We start from the raw sequence: 17,224 nt of genomic DNA on the forward strand, positions 1-17,224 counted from the left end.
GCCTGGGACACTGCTTCCTGTTGCCCGACCGGCCTTGTTGTCCCGGTATCCCGCCAGCGCTTGCGACGCTCTGGTGGTTGCCCAAAAAGTCTGGCGCGGGCGCTCGATGGCCAGCTGAGCCACCAGCACCACGCAAGCGGAGCCAAGCGATGATCAGGCATGCCCTTGCTGCCCTTATCTCAGCCTTGCTGCTGAGCGGCTGCGGGCGGGGGGCGATCGAGCCGCAGATCGAACGCAATCCGGCTGCGGCCGATGCCCAGCGGCTCGATTTCCGGTTCGAGGATGCGCCCGGCCCGTTCAGCAAGGTGCGCGCCGAAGCCGTTTACCGGGTGGAGAACGAGACATGCGTCAAGGCCCGGCCGTTCAGCGGGGCCGTTCTGCCGCCCGAATACAAGCTGGACCTGTCGCTAAAGCCGCTCGGCGAGAACCGCTATGAAGCGCTGTTTCACCGCGATGCCTTGCGCGATGCGGACTATTTCGGCCAGGGCCTGTGCCGGTGGCAGTTGCAGCACGTTGCAATCTTCTTTTCGTCCCCGACGACCGATTTCACGGCTGCGCTGTTTTACCCGCAGGACCCGGCGGACAGGATCGAGCCGGTCCAGAGCTTTTTCCTGCACCGTGACTACTTCAGCAAGCCGGAGCCGATGACCCTGGTGTTCGGCGAAAGAGCTGGGTTCTATCCGCCTGGCCAGGGCGCGCAGTTCCGGATCGCGATTTCGGCCGAACCGCTTTAGCGCGGCGCTCAGGCTTCGTCCCGCTCCGCCCAGGCGATCAGGAAGCCGGGCAGGACCAGCGCGGTGGTGAACATCAGCAGGATGAAGTTCTTCAGCACCCCGACCGACAGTTCGAAATTGAACAGCTTGGCGAGGAATTCGGGCACCATGCCACCCAAGACGGTCATCAAGACCAGATACTTGAACGCGCCGAAATAGGCCCGGTTGCGCTCGGCCAGTTCACGTTCGTCCAGCGCGGCATCAGGCGCATTGGCGATCACGCCGTAAGTGCTGATGAAAAACACGATGCTGGCCAGCATGCCGGTGATGGCAGCCACCCCCACGGCGACCTCGGCCGCGCCGCTTTGCGATGGCAGGCCTAGCTTGATCAGGAACCAGCCATGCATGGCAACCAGCGCATAGCTGCCAAGCAGTTTGCTGGTGCGCGGGCTCAGGTTGATCCGGACAAAGCGGGCGGTCTGGGTGTCAGTCATGGTCGGTCTCCTTGGCAGCCCGACGGTCAAGCTGCTCGGCAAGGGAAGGAAAGGGTTCAAGCGCGAACAGCGTTTCGACGCTGACGCCAAAGGCCTGGGCCAGCTTGAGCGCCAGTTCTACGGTGGGCCGGTAATCGCCACGTTCGAGATAGCCGATGGTCTGCGGGTTGACCCCGACCAGTTCGGCCAGCTCCTTGCGCGACAGGCCCCGTTCCTGGCGAAAAAGGTTGATGCGGTTGAACAATATGTTAGGTTCAATATCTGATTCGTTGTACATACACAACAAAAAGTGAAATCACGTGCAATTCGGCGCAGAATGGCTCAGATGGGTGATCTCTGGGCGGTTTGTGGGGCGCCATGCGCGGCAATTGCCCGCAAAAGCTTGCCTTTGGTCCGACTCCTTGCTAACGGCGCGCCACTTCGAGCTGGTCCTGTTCGGATTTGGCCCGGTTTTTCGTTGCTTTTCGTTAGGGTGCATCCCCGCACCAGATTCGCGCGGGGCTCTCATCCTTCGTTTGAGAGGTGTGTCGGTTTATGCAAATTCTCGTCCGCGACAACAATGTCGAACAGGCTCTGCGCGCGCTTAAGAAGAAGCTGCAGCGTGAGGGCGTGTACCGCGAGATGAAGCTGCGCCGCCACTTTGAAAAGCCGTCCGAAAAGCGCGCCCGTGAAAAGGCTGCCGCTGTCCGCCGCGCCCGCAAGATGGAGCGCAAGCGGATGGAGCGTGACGGCGTCAAGTAAGCTTGAACCGACAAGCGCGATAAGCCATGAGGGCGCGGAGCAATCCGCGCCCTTTGCTTTGGCGCCCAACAGGAAGACGTTTCGCATGACCGAGATCACCCGCGTTCCGCTGCAACCGATCGCCAAGGGCGCGCTGGCCAAGCTGTGGCTGGGCGTGGCCGCTGCCGCACTGGCCGCTGGTGGGCTGGCCTGGGCCACGCTGCCCGGTTCGGTCGATATCGAAACGATCAAGGCTGGCACCGGCCCTTCGCCGACGATCGCGGACGTGGTCCAGATCAACTACAAGGGCAGCCTCGAAAACGGCAAGGTGTTCGACCAGGGCGAACGCGCGGTGTTCCCGGTCGAAGGGGTGATCCCTGGCTTCACCCAGGCGCTGGAAAAGATGCAGCGTGGCGGCAAGTACAAGGTCGAGATTCCGGCTGCCCTGGCCTATGGCGCGCAGGAACAGCGCAACCCGCAGACCGGCGCGGTAGAAATCCCCGCCAATTCCGACCTGGTGTTCGAAATCGAACTGATCGATTTCAAGAGCCGGGCCGAGATCGAGGCGCAGATGCGGATGATGCAGCAATTGCAGCAGATGCAGGGCGGGGCCGGTGGCCCGGCTGGCGCCGGAGCTGGGGCCGGCGCGCCGCCCCCGCCGCAGGCGCAATAAGCCGCCTGATCCGCAGGCAAATCGTTGCAGGGCGCGCTGGCCGATGCTAGCGCGCGGGTAATCATTGTAACCAAAGGAATGCCATGTCGGTCGATACCGCCACCGTGGCCAAGATCGCCGCGCTGGCCCGGATCAAGCTGTCCGAGGCCGAGCTTGCGGCGATGGTGCCGGAACTCAACGGGATTCTCGCCTGGGTCGAGCAGCTGGGTGAAGTCGATGTCACCGGGGTCGAACCGATGACCGCGGTGATCGAAAACCACCTGCGCCTGCGCGATGACGTGATCAACGCCGATCCGCTGACCGGCGGCGACAACCGCGACGGCGTGCTGGCCAATGCCCCGGCGGCCGAACACGGCTTCTTCGGCGTGCCCAAGGTGATCGAATAATGAGCAGCGACCTGACCGAACTGGGCGTCGCGGCGATCCGCGATGGCGTGGCCAAGGGCGAGTTTACCGCCGTCGAAGTGGCCGAGGCGTTCAACGCCAATGTCGCCGCTGCGGCGGCGCTCAACGCCTTCATCGTCACTACGCCCGAACAGGCGCTAGAAGCAGCAAAGGCCAACGATGCGAAGCGCGCCGCCGGCCAGCCGCTGGGCAAGATGGGCGGCGTGCCGATCGGCATGAAGGACCTGTTCGCCACCAAGGGCGTGCAGACCACCGCGGCCAGCCACATCCTTGAAGGGTTCACCCCGCAGTACGAAAGCACCGTCAGCCAGAAGCTGTGGGATGCCGGGGCGGGGATGCTGGGCAAGCTCAACCTTGACCAGTTCGCCATGGGTTCGTCGAACGAGACGAGCTATTTCGGCAATGTCATCTCGCCCTGGCGGCGCAATGATGGCGGCAATGCCGCGCTCGCGCCGGGTGGCAGCTCGGGCGGCAGCTCGGCTGCAGTCGCCGCACGGCTTGCTCCGGCGGCGACCGGTACCGATACCGGCGGTTCGATCCGCCAGCCCGCAGCTTTTGTGGGCATTTCAGGCATCAAGCCGACCTATGGCCGCTGCTCGCGCTGGGGCATCGTGGCCTTCGCCAGCTCGCTCGACCAGGCCGGGCCGATGGCCCGCGACGTGCGCGACTGCGCGATCATGCTGGAAGCCATGGCTGGGTTCGATCCCAAGGACGCGACCAGCCTCAACCTGCCGGTGCCCGAATGGGAAGCCGGTCTCAACGGTGACCTTCGCGGCAAGAAGGTGGGCATCCCGCGCGAATACCGCATGGACGGGATGGACGCCGATGTCGCCGCCAGCTGGGATCGCGGGATCGAATGGCTGAAGGATGCCGGCGCGGAAATCGTCGACGTCTCGCTGCCGCATACCAAGTACGCCCTGCCGGCCTATTACATCATCGCCCCGGCCGAAGCCTCGTCGAACCTCGCCCGTTATGATGGCGTGCGCTATGGCCTGCGCGATCTGCCCGATGGGGCGGGCCTGCAGGACATGTACGCCGCCACCCGCGCCGCCGGGTTCGGGGCCGAGGTCAAGCGCCGCATCCTGATCGGCACCTATGTGCTGAGCGCGGGTTTCTATGACGCCTATTACACCCAGGCCCAGAAGGTCCGCACCCTGATCGCACAGGACTTCAAGAACGCGTTCACGCAATGCGACGTGATCCTCGCGCCCACGGCGCCGACCGCCGCCTTTGGCCTCGGCGAAAAGAGCGACGATCCGTTGTCCATGTACCTCAACGACGTCTTCGCCGTCCCGGCCAGCCTCGCTGGCCTGCCGGCCATGTCGGTCCCCGCCGGGCTGAACCGCGAAGGGCTGCCGCTGGGTCTGCAGATCGTCGGCAAGGCCTTTGACGAACAGGGCGTGCTCAACGCTGGCCTCGCGATCGAGGCGCGCGCGCAGTTCTCGGCCAAGCCGGAAAAGTGGTGGTAAGATGAGCAGTTATCGCATTCAGGGCGCAACGGGTGAGTGGGAGGTCGTGATCGGCCTTGAAGTCCATGCCCAGGTCACTTCGCAGTCCAAGCTGTTTTCTGGCGCGGCCACCGCGTTCGGGGCGGAACCGAACACCCAGGTCAGCCTGGTCGACGCGGCCATGCCGGGGATGCTGCCGGTGCCCAACCGCGAATGCATCCGTCAGGCGGTGCGCACCGGCATGGCGATCAATGCCCAGATCAACAAGTGGTCGCGGTTCGATCGCAAGAACTACTTCTATGCCGATCTGCCGCAGGGCTACCAGATCAGCCAGCTTTACCACCCCTTGGTGGGCGAGGGGACGATCGAGGTGATCCTCGACGAGAAGGACCCCGAAGGCAGCACCAAGACCATCGGGATCGAGCGCATCCACGTCGAGCAGGACGCGGGCAAGCTGATGCACGATCAGCACCCGACTATGTCCTATGTCGACCTCAACCGCTCGGGCGTGGCGCTGATGGAAATCGTCAGCCGCCCGGACATGCGCAGCCCGGCCGAGGCCGGAGCCTACCTCGCCAAGCTGCGCCAGATCCTGCGCTATGTCGGCTCGTGCGATGGCAACATGGACCAGGGCTCGATGCGCGCGGACGTCAACGTTTCGGTCCGCCGTCCGGGCGAGCCGTTCGGCACCCGCACCGAAACCAAGAACGTCAACTCGGTCCGCTTCGTCATGGCCGTGGTTGAAAGCGAAGCGCGCCGCCAGGTGGGCGTGATCGAGGATGGCGGCCAGGTCGTTCAGGAAACCCGGCTCTACGATCCGGACAAGAACGAAACCCGCTCGATGCGCAGCAAGGAAGATGCGCACGACTATCGCTATTTCCCCGATCCGGACCTGCTGCCGCTGGAACTGGACGATGCCTTCCTTGAAGAGTGTAAGGCTAGCCTGCCCGAGCTGCCCGATGCCAAGCGGCACCGCTATAAAACGGCGCTTGGGCTTTCGCCCTATGACGCCGCGCAGCTGACGCTGGAGGTCGAAACCTTCCAGCAGTTCGAGGAAATGCTGGACGCCGTGGTCAAGGCCAGTGGCAAGGCCGAGCGGGACCTGGCCAAGCGCGTGGCCAACTGGCTGCTGTCGGAGCGCGCCGGCGTGCTCAAGGGCATCGACCTGGGCGCGGCCCATCCGAAGAACACCGTCGCGGCCAACGTGGCGCTGATCGTCGCGGCCAATGACGGGGTGATCTCCGGCAGCAAGGCCAAGGAGATCTTCGCCGCCTATCTGACCAGCGACATCGACCTTGCGGCCGAGATCGAGGCCAACAAGCAGACCAGCGACACCGGCGCGATCGAAGCTGCGATTGCCCGGATCCTGGCCGACAATGCCGACAAGGTGGCCGAATTCAAGGCCGGCAAGGAGGCGCTGTTCGGGTTCTTCGTGGGCCAGACGATGAAGGCCATGCAGGGCAAGGCCAACCCGCAGGTTGTCAACGAATTGTTGCGCAAGGCGCTCGCCTAAGTACTTGCCTTGGGCGCAGGAATCTGGTCTCCCTCGCGCAGATACCGGGGGAGGCTAATTCCGTGTTTTCCAGACTTGCTTGCGGGTTGCTGGCTGCAGCCCTTGTCCAGACTGTGCCCGCCGCGGCGCAGGATGCCGCTGCGCCGCCGGCCAGCGATGCGGCTGCAGCGCCTGAGCCGGCCGCAGAGGCGGCCACGGTACTGGTCGATTACGAGTTGCCCGATCCGGCCACGCTGACCATGCCGAAGCTGGCCTTCACGCCCACCCCGGCTGACGAGGCCGATTTCGACAAGTACTTCTATTTCCACCGCGCCGACGTGACCTTTGCCGAGGCCTATGCCGACATCCGCGAGTGCGATGCGCTGGCCAGCGGATCGAGCATCTACCTGGGCGGCAACAGCGCCGCACTGGCCGGGGCCACGGCGCAATATGGCGTGCTGGCAGCCGGGATCGGTTCGGCCGTGGGCAGCCTGCTGGCCGATGCGATCTTCGGTTCCGCCGCCCGCCGCCAGCAGCGCCGGGTGAACCTGCGCAACTGCATGGGCTTCAAGGGCTATCAGCGCTACGGCCTGACCGGCGACCTGTGGAAGGACTTCAATTTCGAGGAAGGCCACGGCCGCAAGAAGGAAGGGGAGCGCGACAACGCGCTTGAGCTGCAGGCGCTGGTCGCCTCTGGTCCCAAACCCGTCACGAAGGAGCTGGGGCTGTGAAGATCGCGCTTCGGATCGTTGCGGCCGCCTGCGCCGCGCTCGCCATGCCCTCGCTCGCCTCGGCCGAGGCGGTGGAGGAAAAGAACCTGGCCACGGGCAAGCAGAAGCTTGACCCGGCCTCGGGCTATATCTTCATCCAGTCGCCGGTTCGCACGTTCGGCGCTTTCCTGCGCGTGCCCGACGAAGGGACCCGTGCCGAGCACAAGAAGGACTGGGACGAAGCCTTCGAGAAGGCGAAGAAGAAGTATCCCGAACAGCTGCGCAGCTGGCAGAGCCGCGCCAACATCGCAGTGCAGACCAAGAAGAAGGTCCCCGACAAGCCGGTCGAGCCGAGCGCGGAGAACTTCTCGATCGATCCGATCGAGCTGCGCGACATGGTCAACTTCGGCCCGATGTACATCTTCAGCAAGGACGATGCTGTCGGCCGGTTCAATTACCTCAACCAGGTGAAGCCGGGCACTTACATCTTCTATGGCCCGCTGCTGATGCAGCCCGGCATGGTGTCGGGCGGGCTGTGCTTCTGCATGGGCACGGTAAGGTTCGAGGTGAAGGCGGGGGTCATCACCGATCTTGGCAACTACCTGTTCGCCGCCCCGACCCAGACCAAGAACTGGGATGTCGCCTCGGTCGAGGCCTGGCGCCGGGCCGAGGAAAAGGCCGCGCGCAAGGGTGAGCCGGTCGAGGCGCCGGGCATGGCCCCGCCGGCCCTGGCCTTTGGTGTGCCGAACAGCCTGAAGGGGCTGCCGGTGGTCCAGGCCGAGTTCCACGCTCACGGCAAGCTCAACAACTACTATGCCCTGCCGATTACCCGGATGCAGCCGGTGCCGGGCGTGCTGGGCTATCGCCGCGATACGGTGATCGACCTGCGGACTGGGCAGGACGTGCCGAGCCCGGTGATCAAGGCCCAGGTCAAGATCAAGAAGTAGCCTGCGCGCCGACCGGGCGGGCATAGAAAAGGGCGCCGGAGGAAACCCCTCCGGCGCCCTCTTGCTTGTGCGCTGGCGCGGCCGGTCAGGCCTTGCGCGTGCCGCTCATCGCGAAGGTGCCGAACGCGCCGGCCTTCACGCCGCCGGTGATGGTGTCACCATCGACGGTGGCTTCGCCTTCCAGCGTCATCGGCATCGGCACGGTCATCTTCATCGACCAGGTCAGCTTGTTGCCGTCGATCTTGCCGTTCTCGAGGTCCATCGAGCCCATCGCGCCCTGGTTCTTGCCGGTGAAGGTGTCACCATCGACAACGATCGTGAACTCGCTCTTCTGGTCGCCCATCGGGGTCTTGGTCACGCATTCGTAAGTGCCTGCAATCGACATCGGTTCTCTCCTCTAACTAACCCGGCCACTAACACATTCCGGCCGCTAACTTACAGGGGGGTAAGTAACCTGTTCATTCGCCTTGCGCGGGCCTGCTGTCAACTGCCACCGCTCAGGGTGCGGCGGCAATTTCAACCGGCAGGCCAATGCCCTTGAGCTGCGGTTCGACCTGCTTGCGATCGCCCACCACCACGAAGACCAGGCCATCGGGATGGAGCCACTGCTTGGCCGCGCCGTCAATGGCCTTGGCATCGATCGCACGATAACGGCTGGGCAGGGTGACGATGTAATTGTCCGGTCGGCCCAGCCGCTCGTTGTTGACGATCGCGCCCAGCACCTGGCCGTTGGTTTCGAAGCGGTTGGGCAGGCCGCGCACATTGCCATCGGTCACGCGGTTGAGTTCGGTCGGGTTGACCGGCTTCTTGCCCGGAAAATCGCGCATCTCTTCCAGCAGCAGCCGGATCGAATCCCCGGTGCGGTCGGACTGGACCGGGGCAGCCAGGCTCAGCGTGCGGCGGCCCAACGGGGCGGACACGATGCTGCGCACGCCATAGGACCAGCCCTTGTCCTCACGCAGGTTGAGGTTGAGTCGCGAGAGGAAGCCATTGCCCAGCACTTCGTTGGCCAGGTCCAGCGCTTCCTTGTCCTGGTCGCGCCCGGTCAGGTCGAGCACGCGGCCAGCGACGATCACCGACTGCGGCGAACCCGGCCGGTCGATCAGCACGATCCGCGGCTGGACCGAGGGCACCGGGGCATCGAGCGCCTTGGCCGGGCGCGGCAGGGCCGGGGCGCGCCAGGCGCCGAAGCTCCTTTCGAGCATCGGCTTCAATTCGGCCATGGTCACATCGCCGACCACGGTGATCCGGGCATTGTCGGGCCGGATCCACTGGGCGTGAGCGGTGCGCAGCGCCTCGGGCGTCAGGCTCTTGACCGAAGCCTCGTCGCCCAGCCCGTCGCCGGGCAGGCCATAGGGGTGAGCCTTGCCGAACAGCAGTGTCGGCAGGGTCCGGCTGGCCAGGCCGCGCGGATTGGCTATCGACTGCGCGAGGTTGGCCAGCTGCTGCCCGCGCACCCGCTCCACCTCCGCCGGGGCGAAGGCCGGGTTGATCGCCACATCGGCCATCAGGTCCAGCGAGGGGGCCAGGTTGGCGCTGAGCGCCGCCAGCGTGACCGAGCTGGCATCCAGCCCGGCACCGGTCGACAACCGCGCGCCCAGCCGTTCCTGCTCTTCAGCAATCGCGGTGGCATCGCGGGTGGTCGTGCCTTCATCCAGCAGCGACAGCATCAGCGACTGGGTGCCGGGCTTGTCGGCCAGGTCGGCCGCGAAGCCGGCATCGAAGTTCATCGACACCAGCACGGTCGGCACATTGCCGCGCCGGGCAAGGGTAACGGGTATGCCGTTGGCCAGCGTCGTGCGCTCGATCGCCGGGAAGGTCAGGTCGCCGACCGGGGCGACGGGCGGAAACTCCCGCTTGGGGCCGGTCTTGAGCGGCGGGGCGGGCTTCTTCGCATCGGGCTTGGGCGGGGGCGAGGTGGCTTCATCGCCATAGCCGCCCATCTTCGCGCCGTCCTCGGTCCGCTTGCCCGGCGTCACCCCCAGGGCAAAGACCGGGCGCGACAGCCAGCGCTTGAGCGCGGCCTGGACTTCCGCCGGGGTGAGCGCCGCGATCCGCTCCAGGTCCTGCTTGAACTGCACCGGATTGCCCGAATAGAGCAGCCCTTCGGCCAGCTGCGCGCCCTTGCCGGAAAAGCCGCCGACCTGTTCCAGCGCGAAGAGCTGGCCCGAAACCGCGCTGGTGGCGGCGCGGCGCAGTTCGTCCTCGGTCGGACCCTTTTCGATCAGTTCGGCGATCAGCGCATCGAGCCGGGCTTCGGCCTGGGCGCGATCGACCCCCGGCTTCACGTCCATCGTCGCTTGCAGGAAGCTGGTCTGTTCGAACTGCTGCGCGCTGGCAGTGACCGAGACGGCCAGCTGCTCACCGCGCACCAGGGCATTGTCCAGCCGCGAGCTGGAGAGGCCGCCCAGCACACGCAGGCCGACATCGAGCGCCACGGCATCGGCATCGTTGAGGCCCGGCCCGCTCCACACGCGGTAGATGCGGGTAACCGGCACCTGATCGACCATTTCGCGCTTTACCGGGGCGGGCAGGGTCACCGGCCCGGCTTCGACCTTGCGCACGGCGGGGCCGCGTGGGATGTGGCCGTACCACTTCTGCACCGCGGCGCGGGCCGTGGCGACATCGATATCGCCAGCCAGCGCGATGACCACATTGTTCGGCCCGTAATTGTCGATGAACCACTTGCGCACATCGGGGATGCTGGCGGCATCGAGATCGGCCATCGAACCGATGGTGGAATGGCGATAGGGATGGCCGACCGGGAACAGCCCTTCGCCGATCACATAGTCGGTCAGGCCATAGGGTTCGTTATCGCCCTGGCGCTTCTCGTTCTGGACAACGCCCCGCTGCTTGTCGAGCTTGTCCTGGGTGACCGCGCCGAGGAGGTGGCCCATCCGGTCGCTTTCCATGAACAGCGCCAGGTCCAGCGCGCCCTTGGGCACGGTCTGGACATAATTGGTGCGATCGTACCAGGTGGACCCGTTGGTGCTGGTCGAACCCGCGGCTTCGAGCGGAATGTCGAAGTTCTCGACGTTTTCGGAGCCGCCGAACATCAGGTGTTCGAACAGGTGGGCAAAGCCGGTGCGGCCGCGCGGCTCGTGCTTCGAGCCGACGCGGTAGTAGGTGGTGACGCCGATCAGCGGGGCCTTGCGATCGGTGTGGACCAGCACGGTCAGGCCATTGTCGAGCGTGAAGCTTTCATAGGGAATGTCAACCTTGCTGACGAGCTTGGCCAGCGGGGCCGGTTCGGCCTTGGCGGGGGCCGGGGCTGCAACCGGTGCGGGCGGCGGCGGCGCGGCGGCGGTGCGCGGCGCGGGATTGCCGGCGCAGGCGGCCAGGGCGATGGACAGCAGGGAAACAGGCAGGATGCGACGCATGAATGGACCCCGAAAAATGAGCAGCGCGAAACCTAGCGTGCGCGGGCGGAAAGGCCAGTGGGCAGGGCGCGAAAATCGACCAAGCGCAGATTGTTCCGGTCAATCGTCGGCCCGGGCGATTTCGGCCGTGCGATAGCGCAGCTTCTGCTCGCCATTGGCGGGCACGATCACCACCATCACCTGTTTGCCGGGCTTGCGTTCGGTTGGTGCTGACAGCCTGGAAAAGCGCAGGCCGCGCCCGGTCGGGAACTCCAGTTCGAAGCGGATCGCAAAGGGGTTGGCGTTCTTGACCGTCACCTCGTGATCGGCCCACTTGCCCTTCGGATCGCTGTCCAGTTCCTCGTGCTCCAGCGTCACTTCCTCGCTTGCGCCGATCTCCAGTTCGATCTCTTCGTCCACCGCCTTGTCGGGCAGGGTGCCTTCGCCCATCACCATCGTGCCGAGGTTGCCGTGCTGGTAATAGACCAGCCGTCCGGCGGGCAGCGGCTTGCCCAGGCCATCGCGCTGGTTGTTGGTGAAGCGGAAGAGGATGCGCGGATCTTCCGGCTCGTCCCAGTCCGTCCGTGCGTTGTAAGCCAGCACGCCCTTGATCCGGTCCTTGGCGAGGAATGCGACCTGCTTCTGCGATCGGGCGGCGACCGTGATGGGGATGGGGACGCGATAGAGCTTGAGATCACCCAGACCCTCCATCACCGCAGTGACTGCCACCGGCGCCGCCATCATAGGCACGCGGCGGCGCTGGCCGGTGACGACGATATTGTCCATCTCCATCGACATCATCACCGGGGCGGGGAGCGGGATCAGGTCTGGCACACGCGGAGGCTGTATGCCGCCCACGAAACTGGTCCGCCCTTGCGGCCAGCAGTTCCAGCTCATCCCGTCGTCAAACCGGTCATCATCGTCGCGGGCGAACTCCTCTTCGGCGTTCTCCGATCGCTGGATCTTGCCGGCCACGGCCGCCAGCGTGGCATCGGGAAAGCTGGTTTCATCGGCGCTGGCCATGGTCAGCCAGCCGAGCAGGTCGATCGATTGCCCATCGGGCGCGATGGTCACCACGTAGCTTGCGTCCCAGTCAAACCCGGCGGCGAGGTAAGCGAGGGTGATCGTCACCTGCCCGCCCGGCTGGTCGCGCGTGGTCATGGAGAGAACGGGCTTGGCCGAAAGCGTTGCCGGAACGCCGGGGAACAGCAGCGTCTGGCTGAGGCCGGAGCAGTACATTGCCTCGATCCCGCGCGGGGTCTGCACGACCACCCCATTGGCGGTGGAGCGGATTGACGCGCTTTCCTCCACCGTCTTGCCGGTGGCCGGATCGGTCCGGCGCAGGGTCACGCGCTGGCCTGTAAACGCATCGACCAGCCCGCCCTGTGAGAGCAGCGCGGCATCGCGGTTGCGCTCACGCGGGGCGGCGTTGAACAGGATCGCGGTCTGCGGGACGATTCCGCCCGCCACGCCCTCGAAGCGCACCGTTGCGACGCCTGCTGGCAGGGTGACCGTGCGGGTTTCGACGATCAGCGCCAGCGATGAGGGATCGTCCTTGTCGATCGGATCTTCGCCCCGGTCAGGATCGCGATAGAGCGTCACGGCCACCTTGTCCGGCGCGGCGGAGACCACGATCGGCGCGGGTTCCTGCCCGGCCAGCGGCGCGGCGCAGAGCAGCAGAATCAGGGCGGCCAGCCGGTGCACGGCTTACCAGGGGGTCAGGAAGGTAACGGTCAGTTCGACCTTGCCATTGGCCGGCACGGGCACTTCCCAGCGCCGCTCGTCGACGCTGTCCTGAACGCCCTTGATGCTTTCGGCGGGCACGCGGACATCGCGCCACCACCACCATTGGCCGAGCCCGCCCTGGACCACGTCAACCGTAACCGGCTCAGGCTTGGCATTGGTGACCACGTATTTCATCTGGGTGCGCCAGAACTGCTTGGGCCGCTCGGCATAGCCTTCGCGCACGGCGCCATCGGGCATGGTCACTTTCCAGCGGGCGAACTTTTCCCACTCGTCGGTGGTGATGGCCTCGCGCTTTTCGACCACCGGCTGGACCTTCACGTCAAAGGCATCGCCGGTGCGCAGCGCCAGCGATGATCCGGCCGGGGTGTGGGGAATGTCGCTTTCGCCGATGAACTGGGCCTGGCCGCGGCTGTCGCGCATGTAGACGCGCACCACGCCGGCGGGCAGCGCCTCGCCGATGCCGCCCTGGCGGGCCGAGGAGAACTTGAGGATCGAGGCCGCGCTTTCCGCCTCGTCGGCGCTGGCCTGCCAGCCGTTGCGGAATTCATAGCCGCGCCGCGCTGGTACGCCCACCGCATCAAGAAAGCTGACCTGCTTGGTCTGGGCATTGGCGATCGTGGTCCGCCCGCTGATCGGATAGACGTGGAAATCGCCGAGCCGCTGGCTGCTGCCGCTTTCGGTGCCGGCCACATTCCCGCGCGGGCGGGTGCCGCGGCCGCGATAGACCGCCGGGGCCTGGCTGATCTGCCCGACGCTGCCCGCCACCAGCAGGGCGCGGGCATTGGCAAAGGTCGTCCCGGTCGAATTCGTGAGGGTGATCCAGCCCTGGACATCGATCTTGCCGGCCTTGTCATCGAACAGCGCGACATAGTCCGCCTTCCAGCCAAGGCCGGGGGTCAGGTAGCTGAGCGACAGCGGGCGAGGACCAGCCTTGGCGGCATCGACGGTGACGCTAAGGGTCGGGCGGGCGCGCAGGCCGGGGGGGATCGCATCGAAGATCACCCGCACCGGCAGGCCATCGTCGCGCAGCACCTCGATCCGCTCCCCGATCTTCAGCACCACGCCGCCATTGACCGCCAGCACCGTGGCGCGTTCGCGGGCTTCGGCGCCGGTGGCGGGATTGGTGCGCAGCAGGGTGACCGACTGGCCCACCGCCTTCTGCATCAGCGATTCGGGCGAAAGCAGGTCATAGTCGAAGTTCTGTTCGACAATGCCAAACCCTTCGCCGCCGAGCGTTACTGTTTCCGACCGGATCTGGGCCGAAACGTCGGGGAACTCCTGCCGCGACTTGCCGGCGGGCAGGTTCACCTGCCGCACGTCCTGCACAAGCGCCTGGTCGTTGTTGTAGATGGTGACCGACAGGTCGCCCTGCGCGGTGCGATCTTGCGCTATCGCCCCGGCCGCAATGGCCACCAGCCCGGCCCCCGCCAAAATCCGCCGCATGCCATCCTCCCTCGCCTCGTCCAACGGGGAGCGTGACGCAGTTTCAGCGGCTTGTCACCACCTTGCGGCTGCGGGCGTTGAGTCAACCTGGATGCCCCACTTGCGAATCCCGTAGGGTGGATTACGATTTCTCTCGTGCCTGCTTGTCTGCGGGCCTGGAGGGCGGGGTTTGTTCAAGCTTCCGACGCGGCTGGTTGTCGCAGCCATTGCTGCGGCGGGGGTGGTGCTTATGTTTGCGCCATCGCTGCCCCTGTGGGCGCAGGGCGCGCCCATCCCCGCAGTGTTGGAAGACTTCAAGCCGATCACCGCCGATGACGGCCAGGCTGGCTTCCTGGCGCGCTTCTCGCCCGAATTGCCGAGGCTTGATCCGCAGAATTCCAACCCGACCCGCCCGACCGTGATCGTGCGCGGCACGTTGCGCGCTCCGCGCATTGCACAACGCCAATCAGCCCAGGGACTGGTTCGCTCGATCCAGTTCGAAGTGTCCGGGCGCGATCTGGCGATCCGGTTCGATACCAATGCCCCAGCCCAGGTCAGTGTCGAACCTGCTGGTCCCGGTGTGGTTCAGATCAAGATCCGCAAGGTCAGCGAGGAAGAGGCCGTGGGCAGTCGGCCGGTCGGGTCGGAAGGGGCTGCAGTGGTCCCGGCCAGTGAGCTGCCCACGCTTGCTACCCTGCGTCCGGGGGAGGCGTTCGAGCTTATCCCGCTCAAATACGCTGACGTCAGCGAAGTGGTCGGCTTGCTGGTCGAGGGCGTAACCATAGAGCCGAACAACGTCTTCATCCGCCGCGAACCGGGCTTTGGCTCGCTGGGTTCGGGTAATCAGAACCAGTTCATGCAGCCAAGCCAGCCGCAGCAGCAGGCCGCGCGCCAACTGGGGCAATCGTTCGGCAATGGCCTGGGGATCGACCGGCGGCTCAATGCGGTATGGGTTACCGGAACGCCAGAGCGGATTGCCCAAGTCAAGGCCATGATTGCGCTGATCGACATCCCGGTGGACAGCGTGATCCTGGAAACCCAATTCGTCGAATTGACCGAAAGCGGGGCAAAGAACCTTGGAATCGATCTGAACAATTCGAACGGCCAAATTGCGGTCGGCCGGATCGAGACGGGCACGTACCTGCCGTTCAGCGTCGATCCCAATGATGTGCTGCCATCTGGCGTGATGCAGGCAGCAATCTATGCCCAGGTCGAAAGGGGTGAAGGACGGATCCTTTCTCGCCCGCGAATTTCCGCGCAAAGCGGATCGACCGCCAAGATCATCACCGGCGATGCGTTGCCGATCCTGACCTCGATTACCCTGTCCGGGGTCAACGGTGTATCGCAACAGGTACAATACGTTAATGTCGGCGTCACGCTGCAGATCGCACCGCGCGTTTCGCCCGATGGCTTTGTCACCGCGCAGATCTATGGCGTGGTCTCCTCGGTCACGGGTTATAGTCAGGGCTATCCGACGATCAGCCAGCGCGAAGCCGAGACATCGGTGACCGTGCGCGATAGCGAGACTTTCGTGATCGGCGGGCTAACCCAGGAGAATGTGCTGAAGCGCAAGGGCAAGGTGCCGCTGCTGGGCGATATCCCGCTCGCCGGAGCCCTGTTCAGGACGGAGCGGTCAACCAGCTCGAAGACCGAACTCTATATCGTGATCACGCCACGCATCGTCCGGCATCGCAGGTTCGAACAGCCCCAGGGGGATAAAGCCAGCGATATCGCCGCAGCGTCGCCCGAGCCCTGACCGTTACCTGAGCGCATCCGGTGGCTATTCCTCGGCCGACCGGGATTCGGTCCACCAGATCGGCATCTTTCGTGCTCGACAGTGATCCAATATCCGTTAGTCTCGAGCGCAGTGGCGGGGTGGCAACTGACGGACAGTGCGTTGCCGTTTGGGTCCGTTACCGGTTTGGTTGGAGGGAACATGATCGCGAAGACAATGCTTGGTGCGATGCTCGCCGCGCTTCCGCTGGTGGCTCTGTCAGCCCAGGCCCAGGCCCAGGTGGCGGGCGAGAAAATCGTCAATTCCCATATTTGCGTGTTCAACAAGGGCGTCTCGCGCGGCCAGGTGGAGGCGGAAGCCAACCGTTCGGTCAAGGCCCTGGGCGGGCAGGTGTCGCACGTCTATCGCGTGGCATTGCAAGGCTTTGCGGCCAATTTGCCAGCCCAGGCCGTGCAACAGATGCAGGCTGCCAACCCGAATATCGCCTATTGCGAGCAGGACCAGGTGATGTCTGCTCCGCCGATCCGGATTGAAGCCAAGCCTGGCGGCGGCGGGGGCACCCCACCATCCCAGCAGACGCCGTGGGGTATTGCCCGGGTCAACGGCGCTGCGGCGGCCAATTATGCCACTGCCTGGGTAATCGATAGCGGGATCGACCTGACCCATCCCGATCTCAATGTCGATACTGCCCGCAGCCGCAGCTTCCTCGGTGGCACCACCACACCACAAGACCAGAACGGCCACGGCACCCATGTGGCCGGTACGATTGCCGCCCATGATAACGCGATCGGGGTGGTCGGCGTGGCACCGGGAGCCCCGGTGGTTTCGGTTCGGGTGCTGGATCGTCGCGGTTCGGGCAGCAATTCAGGCGTGATCGCCGGGGTGGAATATGTCGCGGCCAACGGCCTTTCTGGCGATGTCGCGAACATGAGCCTGGGTGGCGGGATCAGCACCGCGCTGGATAGCGCCGTGCTCGCTGCGTCGAACAAGGGAATCCGCTTTGTGCTGGCAGCTGGCAACAGCAGTGCCGATGCCAATACCTCGTCGCCCGCGCGAACCAACGGCCCCAACGTGTTCACCGTTTCGGCCTTTGCACAGGGCGATGGGTTCGCCAGCTTCTCCAACTATGGCAATCCGCCGGTCGACTGGGCTGAACCAGGCGTGTCTATCCGTTCGACCTGGCTCGCCGGCGGTTACAACATCATCTCCGGTACCTCGATGGCGGCGCCGCATCTGGCCGGCATCCTGCTGACCGGGCCGGTTCGTCAGAACGGCGCAGTCTCGGGTGACCGTGACAGCAACCCTGACCCGATCGGTGTGCGGTAAGTCTCGCTGATTTGACCTTTTTTGACAAGTGATCG

Annotated in this window: 16 protein-coding genes; 10 read left to right on the plus strand and 6 right to left on the minus strand. The window is 65.2% G+C overall.

The window, feature by feature from the left end; genetic code table 11:
- Nucleotides 1–149: 149 nt before the first annotated feature.
- Complete coding sequence (locus O9281_RS14240; RefSeq protein ID WP_298187164.1) at nt 150–734, plus strand: hypothetical protein; 585 nt, start codon at nt 150–152, stop codon at nt 732–734.
- Between the two features lie 8 nt (nt 735–742).
- Here the strand turns inward: O9281_RS14240 and O9281_RS14245 are convergent, their stop codons facing one another.
- Together O9281_RS14245 and O9281_RS14250 are read right to left on the minus strand one after the other, a co-directional pair.
- Nucleotides 743–1,207, minus strand: coding sequence for a hypothetical protein (locus tag O9281_RS14245; RefSeq protein WP_298187165.1), 465 nt, complete (start codon nt 1,205–1,207; stop codon nt 743–745).
- Nucleotides 1,200–1,451 (minus strand): helix-turn-helix transcriptional regulator, encoded by a 252-nt coding sequence (locus tag O9281_RS14250; RefSeq protein ID WP_298187167.1) that lies wholly within the window; start codon nt 1,449–1,451, stop codon nt 1,200–1,202. The genes O9281_RS14245 and O9281_RS14250 overlap by 8 nt, the downstream gene beginning before the upstream one ends.
- Nucleotides 1,452–1,741: 290 nt before the next feature.
- Between O9281_RS14250 and rpsU the strand changes: the two genes are divergently transcribed.
- The 7 genes from rpsU (at nt 1,742) to O9281_RS14285 (ending at nt 7,601) form a co-directional block, all read left to right on the plus strand.
- The gene (gene rpsU / locus O9281_RS14255) at nt 1,742–1,948 is read left to right on the plus strand and encodes a 30S ribosomal protein S21 (protein WP_147088947.1); all 207 of its coding nucleotides are present in this window, start codon (nt 1,742–1,744) and stop codon (nt 1,946–1,948) included.
- Between the two features lie 85 nt (nt 1,949–2,033).
- Entirely contained in the window at nt 2,034–2,600 is a 567-nt protein-coding gene (locus O9281_RS14260) for an FKBP-type peptidyl-prolyl cis-trans isomerase (RefSeq protein ID WP_298187169.1), read from the plus strand.
- 83 nt (nt 2,601–2,683) lie between these two features.
- Entirely contained in the window at nt 2,684–2,986 is a 303-nt protein-coding gene (gene gatC / locus O9281_RS14265; protein WP_298187170.1) for an Asp-tRNA(Asn)/Glu-tRNA(Gln) amidotransferase subunit GatC, read from the plus strand.
- Nucleotides 2,986–4,473, plus strand: coding sequence for an Asp-tRNA(Asn)/Glu-tRNA(Gln) amidotransferase subunit GatA (gatA, locus tag O9281_RS14270; RefSeq protein WP_298187172.1), 1,488 nt, complete (start codon nt 2,986–2,988; stop codon nt 4,471–4,473). The genes gatC and gatA overlap by 1 nt, the downstream gene beginning before the upstream one ends.
- A 1-nt stretch (nt 4,474) precedes the next feature.
- A complete protein-coding gene (gene gatB, locus O9281_RS14275) occupies nt 4,475–5,965 on the plus strand; it encodes an Asp-tRNA(Asn)/Glu-tRNA(Gln) amidotransferase subunit GatB (RefSeq protein WP_298187174.1) in 1,491 nt (496 codons plus the stop codon).
- 86 nt (nt 5,966–6,051) lie between these two features.
- Entirely contained in the window at nt 6,052–6,675 is a 624-nt protein-coding gene (locus tag O9281_RS14280; RefSeq protein ID WP_298187176.1) for a hypothetical protein, read from the plus strand.
- On the plus strand, nt 6,672–7,601 hold the full coding sequence (locus O9281_RS14285) for a hypothetical protein (protein ID WP_298187177.1): 930 nt from the start codon (nt 6,672–6,674) through the stop codon (nt 7,599–7,601). Before O9281_RS14280 ends, O9281_RS14285 begins: the two co-directional genes overlap by 4 nt.
- A gap of 85 nt (nt 7,602–7,686) precedes the next feature.
- On the opposite strand, the gene O9281_RS14290 is transcribed toward O9281_RS14285, so the two are convergent.
- From O9281_RS14290 to O9281_RS14305, 4 genes are all read right to left on the minus strand, one after another.
- Nucleotides 7,687–7,986, minus strand: coding sequence for a hypothetical protein (locus O9281_RS14290; RefSeq protein WP_298187179.1), 300 nt, complete (start codon nt 7,984–7,986; stop codon nt 7,687–7,689).
- Between the two features lie 112 nt (nt 7,987–8,098).
- Nucleotides 8,099–10,981, minus strand: coding sequence for a pitrilysin family protein (locus O9281_RS14295; RefSeq protein WP_298187181.1), 2,883 nt, complete (start codon nt 10,979–10,981; stop codon nt 8,099–8,101).
- 99 nt (nt 10,982–11,080) lie between these two features.
- A complete protein-coding gene (locus O9281_RS14300) occupies nt 11,081–12,664 on the minus strand; it encodes a hypothetical protein (RefSeq protein ID WP_298187182.1) in 1,584 nt (527 codons plus the stop codon).
- A 3-nt stretch (nt 12,665–12,667) separates the two neighbouring features.
- Nucleotides 12,668–14,149, minus strand: coding sequence for a DUF4139 domain-containing protein (locus O9281_RS14305; protein WP_298187184.1), 1,482 nt, complete (start codon nt 14,147–14,149; stop codon nt 12,668–12,670).
- 169 nt (nt 14,150–14,318) lie between these two features.
- On the opposite strand from O9281_RS14305, the gene O9281_RS14310 reads away from it, so the two are divergent.
- Together O9281_RS14310 and O9281_RS14315 are read left to right on the plus strand one after the other, a co-directional pair.
- The gene (locus O9281_RS14310; RefSeq protein WP_298187187.1) at nt 14,319–15,884 is read left to right on the plus strand and encodes a type II secretion system protein GspD; all 1,566 of its coding nucleotides are present in this window, start codon (nt 14,319–14,321) and stop codon (nt 15,882–15,884) included.
- 180 nt (nt 15,885–16,064) lie between these two features.
- The gene (locus O9281_RS14315; RefSeq protein ID WP_298187190.1) at nt 16,065–17,189 is read left to right on the plus strand and encodes a S8 family serine peptidase; all 1,125 of its coding nucleotides are present in this window, start codon (nt 16,065–16,067) and stop codon (nt 17,187–17,189) included.
- Nucleotides 17,190–17,224: the final 35 nt, after the last annotated feature.

The sequence above is a fragment of the Novosphingobium sp. genome (assembly GCF_027531025.1).
In the GTDB taxonomy this organism is placed as follows: domain Bacteria; phylum Pseudomonadota; class Alphaproteobacteria; order Sphingomonadales; family Sphingomonadaceae; genus Novosphingobium.